At 64.8% G+C, this 9,188-nt stretch carries 5 protein-coding genes; 1 reads left to right on the plus strand and 4 read right to left on the minus strand.

From position 1 onward, the window contains the following. Positions 1–372: 372 nt before the first annotated feature. The 4 genes from ahpF to V7D81_RS12340 form a co-directional block, all read right to left on the minus strand. Entirely contained in the window at positions 373–1,953 is a 1,581-nt protein-coding gene (gene ahpF / locus V7D81_RS12325) for an alkyl hydroperoxide reductase subunit F (RefSeq protein ID WP_324316826.1), read from the minus strand. A gap of 108 nt (positions 1,954–2,061) precedes the next feature. Beyond that, on the minus strand, positions 2,062–2,628 hold the full coding sequence (gene ahpC, locus V7D81_RS12330) for an alkyl hydroperoxide reductase subunit C (RefSeq protein WP_324316827.1): 567 nt from the start codon (positions 2,626–2,628) through the stop codon (positions 2,062–2,064). Between the two features lie 252 nt (positions 2,629–2,880). Then, on the minus strand, positions 2,881–4,176 hold the full coding sequence (locus tag V7D81_RS12335; RefSeq protein ID WP_324316828.1) for a serine hydrolase domain-containing protein: 1,296 nt from the start codon (positions 4,174–4,176) through the stop codon (positions 2,881–2,883). Between the two features lie 110 nt (positions 4,177–4,286). Beyond that, positions 4,287–7,616, minus strand: coding sequence for a GH36-type glycosyl hydrolase domain-containing protein (locus tag V7D81_RS12340; RefSeq protein WP_324316829.1), 3,330 nt, complete (start codon positions 7,614–7,616; stop codon positions 4,287–4,289). A 104-nt stretch (positions 7,617–7,720) separates the two neighbouring features. Here V7D81_RS12340 and V7D81_RS12345 point away from each other — a divergent pair, with 104 nt between their 5' ends. Next, positions 7,721–9,109: a M20/M25/M40 family metallo-hydrolase gene (locus V7D81_RS12345; protein WP_324316830.1), complete on the plus strand. Its 1,389-nt coding sequence runs from the start codon at positions 7,721–7,723 to the stop codon at positions 9,107–9,109. Positions 9,110–9,188 lie beyond the last annotated feature (79 nt).

A 9,188-nucleotide genomic window follows, 5' to 3' on the forward strand; every position in this document is an offset into this window, starting at 1 on the left:
CAGGAACGCGGGGCTTGCTAACGGGGACGGGTCCATACATGGCACTGACTTAAGCGATCGGCCCATTCCTTCCGCGCTCTATCTTCTCCGTAGCTGCATTCAACACGCCACCACCGTAGTGAGTGGTGTGCCCGAGGGGCTTTGCTGGACCGTCGCGCGCAGGGATGCGCGCGCCGGAGTCCCCATGGATGGGTTTACGACGTTCCAGCAAAGCCCCTCGGGCACGCCGCTCACGGCATCGTGAGCCACCGACCAGAGAAGACCCCCTCCCTGCCCTCCCCCGCTACGCGGAGGAGGGGAAGAACAAAACGGACTTGCGCTTAAGTCAGTGCCATTGGGCTGAAGCCGGCCCCACAAAAGAAGACCGCTTCCTCAGGCCGCGTCGGCCTGCGCAGCCGGCGCGCTGCTGCGGATCAGGTGATCGAACGCGCTGAGCGCAGCCTTCGACCCCTCGCCCATCGCGATCACGATCTGCTTGTACGGCGTCGTCGTCGCATCGCCGGCAGCGAATACGCCCGGCAGCGACGTCTGGCCGCGGACGTCGACTTCGATCTCGCCGCGATTGCTCAGCGCGAGCGTGCCCTTCAGCCAGTCGGTGTTGGGCAGCAGGCCGATCTGCACGAACACGCCTTCGAGTTCGACGCGGTGTACTTCGCCGGACGCGCGATCGCGATAGCTGAGCGCATTCACCTTGCCGCCTTCGCCGTGCACTTCCGTCGTCTGCGCGGACAGGATCACGCGCACGTTCGGCAGGCTGCGCAGCTTGCGCTGCAGGACTTCGTCGGCGCGCAGCTTGCCGTCGAATTCGATCAGCGTCACATGGTTCACGATGCCGGCGAGATCGATCGCCGCTTCGACGCCGGAGTTGCCGCCGCCGATCACCGACACGCGCTTGCCCTTGAACAGCGGGCCGTCGCAGTGCGGGCAGTACGCCACGCCGCGGCCGCGATACTCGCGTTCGCCCGGCACGTTCATTTCGCGCCAGCGGGCGCCGGTCGCGAGCACGATCGACCTGCTGCGCAGGGTCGCGCCGTTCGCCAGCTTCACGCTGATCAGGCCGTTCGCATCCGCGGGCACGAGGCCCTCGGCACGCTGCAGGTTCATGATGTCGACTTCATAGCTGCGCACGTGGTCTTCGAGCGCGGCGGCCATCTTCGGACCCTCGGTCTCCTTCACGGAAATGAAGTTCTCGATGGCGAGCGTGTCGAGCACCTGGCCGCCGAAACGCTCGGCGACGACGCCCGTCTTCACGCCCTTGCGCGCGGCATAGATCGCCGCCGCAGCGCCGGCCGGACCGCCGCCGACGATCAGCACGTCGAACGCATCTTTCGCGTTCAGCTGCTCGGCCTGGCGCGCATCGGCATCGGTGTCGACCTTGGCGAGGATTTCCTCGAGGGTCATGCGGCCCTGACCGAATTCCTGGCCGTTGAGAAACACCATCGGCACCGCCAGCACCTGGCGCGACTCGACTTCCTGCTGGAACAGCGCGCCGTCGATCATGGTGGCCGTGACGTTCGGATTGAGCACGGCCATGAGATTGAGCGCCTGCACCACGTCCGGGCAGTTGTGGCAGCTCAATGAAATGAAAATCTCGAATTTGAAATCGCCCTTGAGCGATTTGATCTGCTCGATGACGCTTGCGTCGACCTTCGGCGGGTAACCGCCGGCCTGCAGCAGCGCCAGCACGAGCGACGTGAATTCATGGCCCATCGGCAGACCGGCGAAACGGATCTTGATGTCGTGGCCGGGGCTGCCCACGGTGAACGACGGCTTGCGGTCGCCATCGCCTTCCAGATCCAGCGACAGCAGCGGCGACAGCGAAGCGATGTCGTTGAGGAGATCGCGCATTTCCAGCGACGCATCGCTTTCGTCCAGCGCGGCCGTCAGCACGACCGGCCGCGTGAGCCGTTCGAGATAGGTCTGGAGCTGTTGGCGAAGGGTGGCGTCGAGCATGATGTCTCCGAAAGGTCTGTGCTGCAGGGGGCGGGTTTCAGCCAGTCCGCATCGTCCCGCAGAGGCCGGCTGAAGCCGGCCTCCACAGGAAGAGAAAGCCCGAAGGACTTAGATCTTGCCGACCAGATCCAGCGAGGGAGCCAGGGTCTTGGCGCCAGGTGTCCACTTGGCCGGGCAGACTTCGCCCGGGTGCGAAGCGACGTACTGGGCAGCCTGCACCTTGCGGAGCAGTTCCTTGGCATCGCGGCCGATGCCGAGGTCGTGGATCTCGGCGACCTTGATGACGCCTTCCGGATTCACCACGAACGTGCCGCGCAGCGCGAGACCTTCTTCCTCGATCAGCACGCCGAAGTTGCGGCTGATGGCGTGGGTCGGGTCGCCCAGCATCACGTACTGGATCTTCTTGATCGTGTCCGACGCGTCATGCCACGCCTTGTGCGTGAAATGAGTATCGGTGGACACGCTGTACACCTCGACGCCGAGCTTCTTCAGCTCCGGGTAGACGTCGGCGAGATCGCCCAGTTCGGTCGGGCAGACGAACGTGAAATCGGCAGGATAGAAAAAGAAGATCGACCACTTGCCCTTCAGATCGGCATCGGACACCGGCACGAACTTGCCGTTGGCATAGGCCGTGGTCTTGAAAGGCTTGATGGTCGTATTGATCACTGAACTCATCGATTGAACTCCTGAAGGACAAGCAATGCTCGGAGAACCATTCCCCTGGCGATGTCGCGCAAGATACAGGCAGACCCTGATTAGGGCCAGTCGATGGTTTCTTGGAAGTTGATAGGCAATACCTATCGGGAACGCGACAGGCAAAAAGAAGGGGGCTTTCGCCCCCTTCTGCTCTCTCTGTCTGTGGGGCCGGCTTCAGCCGGCCTAGAACTGTCAGGCTGAAGCCTGACCTACAGGAAGAAGAAGCACGGCCTACTTCGCTGCCAGCGCGTCGTAGACGAGCTTGATCGAATCGTTGCGCAATGCCGTGGTGCCGCCATCCAGCCGGCGCTGGATCAGGCCCACGAAGAACAGATCGTTCTTCGGATCGACCCAGAACCAGGTGCCGGCGATGCCGAACCACCAGTACGAGCCCTCGCCCTGCGCGGACTTCAATGCAGCCGGATCGGTGATGACGGCAAAGTCGAGGCCGAACTTGGTGCCGGGCATCGCGCCGAAGACGCGCAGATCGCCGATGTGATTCTGCGTCATCAGTGCAATCGTCTCCGGCTTCAGCAGTTGCTTGCCGTCGAGCGCGCCCTGGTTGACCAGCATCTGACAGAAGCGTGCGTAGTCGTGAATGGTCGAATACAGGCCGCCGCCGCCGGACTCGAGCGGAAACACCGACGGGCCCCAGGCATCAGGCGTCTTCGCCAGCGCCGAGTTCTTGCCATCCCAGGCATAGACCGTCGCCACGCGCGGCTCGGCATTCGCCGGCAGCGTGAATGCCGTGTCCGCCATGTGCAGCGGCTCGAACACATGCTTCTTGAGATAGGCGCCGAACTTCTCGCCCGACAGGCGTTCGACGATCAGCCCCTGGATGTCGACCGCGATCGAATACGACCAGCGCTCGCCGGGCTGCGCCAGCAGCGGGATTTTCGAGACGACGTCGATCATGCCCTTGAGATCCGGCTGCGCCATCGGGTTCTGGGCGATGAAGGCGTCGTCGACGGCATTGCCGGGCTGCAGTCCGTAGCCCAGGCCGGCGGTGTGACTCATGAGTTCACGCATGGTGGCCGGCCGCGTCGCATCGACGATGATCGGCTTGCCTTCCGCATCCTTGCCGGTGACGACTTTCATGTTCGCCATCTCGGGCACGAACTTCGACACCGGATCGTCGAGCTTCCACAGACCCTTCTCGTACAGCTGCATCATGGCGACGCCCGTGATCGGCTTGGTCATGGAATAGATGCGGAAGATCGTGCTCTCGCTGACCGGCGCGCTGCCGGCATCGAGCGACTGCGTCCCGTGCGCATTCAATGCGGCGACCTTGCCCTTGTGCGCAAGCAGCGTGATCACGCCGGCGACCTGCCTGTCGTCCACGGCCTTCTTCATGCGGGCATCCAGGGCCGCCAGGCCGGCTTCGGAAAAGCCCGCCTGCGTGCCGACGACATCGCCTGCCGCAGGCCAGCTGCCGTCGGGCGCATCGGCCAGTGCATGACAGGAAAGGAGAATGGCCGCGCCGAGCAGGCCAGCCCGGACTCGGGCGCGCAGAGCGAAGTGAGACATCGAAACCCCCGGATGATGTTCTTTTCGAACGGACGACTTGCGTCCGTTACTTACCGCCGGGGTCGCGGCAGTGTCCACAAAGAATTGTCATGGCCCGGCACGCAGCCGCCTCAGCCCAGTCGGACAACCAGGACATTCGCATCGCCCTGCAGGTGCGCGAGCAACTCGGACTTAGCAATCCGGGCCGCGCCGGACCGGTACGGATTGGGATCGCGCGTCAGGGACAGGTTTTTTCCGTTCGCGCAAACCGCGGTGACGCCGCATCCAGCCGGCCCGACTTCGTAGATCACTTCAATCTCGCGGTCGAACAGTCGTGTGCGGATCTTCAGCCCGGAGAGCGCCGGCGGCATGACCGGATCGATGCAGACGGACTCGACCTCGCAGGTCAACCCGAGGAAGCGTCGCACGATCAGCGCGAACGCGATTCCCGCGCCGCTGGAATAGACGCGCCAGCCGCCTTCGAGCGCGATCGTGCCGGCGTGGACCCGCGCGTACTCCTCGCTGGCTTCATAACGATCGGCGAACGCCGCGTCGGAACTGGAGTAGTAACAGTTCGACTGGCGCAACGCGGCCGTCGGCACCAGCGACGCGAGGCCGATGGGATTGACCTGGCTCAGTGCGTGGAAAAATCCTGACGCGTCGCCGACGTGCGCAAGCGCCTGCGCGTAACGCAGGTGCGCATGCATGTACATGAGCCCGATCTCGCGACCGAAGAACGTCGCGCTCTCGGCGCGCTGAAAGAACTGCTGCGGCCCGCCGTGATAACGCATCGGCTGGTCGAACAGCCGCACGCCGTCCGGCCCCGTAAGATGCGAACGGATCAACTGCAGATGCGCCTGCGCCTGCGCCGGCGTGAACAGTCCTTCGAGGATGGCGTGAATCATCGCCAGCGCGCTGTAGCGGACACCGGTGATCCGATCGCGCGGATGCAGCAGGTAGCGCGGCGTCTCGGCATCGAACATCGCATAGCCGGTCAACACGTCGTCGACCAGCAGCAGGCGCTGGAAATCGCGGCGTACGCCGGCCGCGTCGTCGTCCAGTCGACGTGCAATTTCATTCCGCCCCGCGAATCGCAGCGCGCGCGCCAGCGTCGTCAGGGTCTGATGGTGCAGCGTGACCGTCCAGGCGCTGCACAGCCGCTCGCGCATCGCCGGATCGGCCGGTTGCAGCGAATCGTTCCAGTCGCCGTGACCGTAGGCTGCCAGCGACGTATCCGGAATGACGCGGGCGCGAATCACCGCCAGCGCGCGTTCGACGTGCTGCCAGATCGTGGCACTGCGACCTTCGAAGAAAGGAGCCGGCGCTTCGAGAAACGCCGCATCTCCCGAGGCCAGCACGTACTGCGCCAGCGCGAGGACGGGCCAGAACACGATGTCGCCGTGAGAATCGCCGGCACGCACGGCGCGGTCGCGCTCGAAGAACATGAACCACTGCGGCCAGTCGCCATCTTCGTTCTGCGCACTCATCACGCGCAGCAGCAGATCGCGCAGCGGCGCCGGCCGGCCGAGCGCCAGCAGCAGCTCGACCGGTCCTTGCGTCACATCGCGCGTTCCCCAGCCGCCGCCGGAGTATTGCTCGAGGCCGCGCGGCGACAGGTAGTGAATGAGCGCGTTGTGCGTCATCCACGGCATGATCTCGCGCAGTCGCGCCACGGCATCGCCCATCTCGCCCGCGGGCGGTTCGACGACCGGAAGCAGCGATGTCTCGTCGATGCGGCAGTCCGGCGCGGGCATCTCTGACGCCTGAAGCAGCTGCGCCTGAATCCGCACGCGATGTTTCCCGGCACGTTCGGTGACGACGCAGGCGAACGGCTGCTGCCGCGAACGTCCGTTGCTGAACAGCAGTTCGTCGCCGCCGACCCGCGTCGGCGGCGGCTCGATGACGAGCCGGAAACTGCCATCGGGAAAACGTTGATCCATCGCCGTGCCCGGCGCCGGACGCAAGGTGACGATCCCTCCTTCGTGCTGCCAGCGCAGGCGCTGGTCCTCGCTGCCATCGTCGCCATCGAGCGCGATGTGATGCGAGATGAGACAGCGCACCGCGGGGCCGGAACGAACTTCGATCTCGAGCCGCATCTCATTGGACTCGCCGTGCGCTTCGCTGCGGACTTCGATGAGTCCCTTCCTGTGCTGATAAAGCCAGCGACAGGCAGTGGGCGTCATCTCGAAGGCGGATGGCACGTCGAGCAGTTCCCAGCCGGTTCCGTAGTCGACGAACACGCGCTGGCCGTGCGAACGGAACAATCCGGCATAGCCATGCACGGTGGACAACAGCCGGTTGAAGCTCACGTGCCCCTGCGTGAGCATCGAGTGAAAGACACCGGCCATCCAGACCGTCGAGGTCAGCGCACTTTCGTCCGGGATCGCACTGCTTCCGGTACGCAACAGATGGCCGTGCGGCCGCAGCACGCGTGCCTCTTTCTCGCGCAGCACGACGTGGCGCTGCTCGCCGTAGAAGAATGACAGCAGCGTTCCGTCCTTCGCCGACTCCTTGTGCCGCCATCGGCCCGGAAACTGCGACCGCAATGTCGCGGCATCGAGCGGCAGCGAGTCGAACGACGGCGCCGCGCTGAACAACGAACTGGACGATGCCAGCTGGCGCACGGCCGGCTCGATTGCAATGTCGAGCGCTGCTTCCGGCAGGCGCCGCACCGTATCGACGAGTACCAGATCGTCTGCCGAAGTCGCCGCCGGATGATCGTCGCGAAACAGACCGAAGAAACCGGACGCAGCATTCCCGCCCGCCGGAAGCACGAGACGTTCGTCCTGGATCACGATCATCGAATGCTCGTGCTGCAACCGTTGCGACGGCAGATCGCGCGTCAGAGCGTCGCGGCGCCGCAGCTGCAACGCATCCGTGGCGAATCCCGTCGCGCGACGCAGCGATCCGATCAGGCTCCACGGATTGCGTCCGCCGCTGGCGAGATTCTGGCGGGAAGCAATGACCCAGCCTTGTTGCGCATGTTGCAGCGGCGAATGATCGACGTACTGGCTGATGTAGTACTCGTTGAGACGCGCCATCGCATAGGGCGCGAGCCCGATGTCCTGCGCATACAGCAGATCGACGCTGGCTTCGCGCGTATCGCGATTGGTCAGATGAACCTGCCAGATCCAGGCCGGCTCGCCTTTCGCCATCGTCAGGCTGACGGTGTAGCGCAGTCCGTTCCAGGCACCCGAGCCGACCCAGCGATCCGAGGCGATGCACGAGCCTCGCGTCGGACTGCCCGGACCGAGCAGCGGCGTGACCTCGACGCTGCTACCCGCGTGCAGGCGCAGGTACAGATTGGCCGGGCCGTTCTCGACCGCACTGGCAACGAACAGATTCACCAGCGTGTCGCCGCGATCGATCCGGCGGACGCAGCCCGTGTCATCGATGCTGAAGCTCAGGCCGTCGGCGCCGACGAGTCGCACGGCACCGGAAGCAGACGTTTCCCTTGGCATGACTCATTGTCGTTGAGCCGATGTCGCAGCAGCAATCGGCGGTTTTAGCACCGCCGCCTTGCCCGGCTGGAAGAGCGCGCGCGCCAGCCTGTATTCTCGGACTCATGAAGAAATTACTTGCCCTGCTGTCCTTCGCGTTCGCCGCAGCGCCCGTTCACGCCGACGCCGGACGCGAGGCGTTCCGCGAGATCTATCGCGAGATGGTCGAGATCGACTCGTCGCCCGGCACCGGCTCCTGCACCAACGTGGTCCGCGCCGCGCAGCAGCGGCTGCAGGCGGCGGGTTTCGCCGACAACGATGTGCAGGTCGTGATCCCGGAAGGCAAACCGGACGACGGCAACATCGTGGCGCGCATCCGCGCTGCCAAGCCCGCGAAGAAAGGCGTGCTGCTGCTCGCGCACATCGACGTGGTCGATGCGAAGCGCGAGGACTGGGAACGCAATCCCTTCACGCTCTACGAAGAGAACGGCTACTTCTACGGACGCGGCTCGGCCGACGACAAGTCGATGGCGGCGGTATTCCTCGATCTCATGATCCGTCTGCAGCAGGAGCGCAGTTTCAAACCGAAGCGCGACCTGATCATGGCGCTCACCTGCGGCGAGGAAACTTCCAACCGCGTGAACGGCGTCGACTACCTGCTGAAGCATCATCGCGACCTGATCGATGCCGCGTTCGCCATCAACGAGGGCGCCGGCGGACTGCTGTCGGAGGATGGCAGGCCGCTCGCACTCCAGGTGCAGGCCGGCGAAAAGATTCACCAGGTCTATGAACTGGAAGTGACTCATCCGGGCGGCCACTCTTCGCGCCCCACGCCGGACAATGCGATCTACCAGCTGCTGGCGGCGACCGGAAAAATCGCCGGGCTGTCGTTCCCGATCCAGGTGACGCCCGTGGTGCGCGAATACTTCCGCGTCACCGGTCCCATGCTCGGCGGCGAGATCGGTGCGGCCATGAGCGCCGTCGCGCGCGATCCATCGGACGCGGCGGCGCTGCAGGTCCTGCAGACCCATCCCAACTACAACGCGATGCTGCACACGACCTGTGTGGCAACTCAGATCGAAGGTGGCCATGCGCCCAACGCCCTGCCGCAGCGGGCAGTCACGACCCTGTCCTGCCGCCTCATGCAGGGAACCACCCCCGAACAGGTGAAGGAGACGCTGGAGCGGACGATCGGCGACCCGCAGGTTGTGGTCAGCATCGTGCGCCGCCGCGACGGTTCCTCGCCCCCGCCCCTGACCGACGAGATCATGAAGCCGGTGCGGGCCCAGGCCGCGAAGCTCTGGCCGGGGGTTCCCATCGCCCCCGTCATGACGGCCGGCGCCACCGACGGACGCTTCCTGATGAATGCCGGCATCCCGACCTACGGAATGAGCGGGATGTTCTCGACCTCCGGCGAAACCAACGCCCACGGCCTGAACGAGAAGATTCGCGTGAAATCGCTGTATGAAGGCCGCGATTTCCTGGAAGGCGTGGTCCGGGCTTACGTGAAATAGCCGGACGCTTCCTCGTTCTTCCTGTAGGTCAGGCTTCAGCCTGACTTCCGGGACGGCCGGAGTCAGGCTGAAGCCTGAC

The organism is Povalibacter sp. (assembly GCF_036735925.1).
Classification (GTDB): domain Bacteria; phylum Pseudomonadota; class Gammaproteobacteria; order Steroidobacterales; family Steroidobacteraceae; genus Steroidobacter.

Coding starts and splice junctions, on each gene's coding strand:
- V7D81_RS12340 (WP_324316829.1), bottom strand. CDS start 7,616: ATGCCAAGGGAAACGTCTGCTTCCGGTGCCGTGCGACTCGTCGGCGCC.
- ahpC (WP_324316827.1), bottom strand. CDS start 2,628: ATGAGTTCAGTGATCAATACGACCATCAAGCCTTTCAAGACCACGGCC.
- V7D81_RS12335 (WP_324316828.1), bottom strand. CDS start 4,176: ATGTCTCACTTCGCTCTGCGCGCCCGAGTCCGGGCTGGCCTGCTCGGC.
- V7D81_RS12345 (WP_324316830.1), top strand. CDS start 7,721: ATGAAGAAATTACTTGCCCTGCTGTCCTTCGCGTTCGCCGCAGCGCCC.
- ahpF (WP_324316826.1), bottom strand. CDS start 1,953: ATGCTCGACGCCACCCTTCGCCAACAGCTCCAGACCTATCTCGAACGG.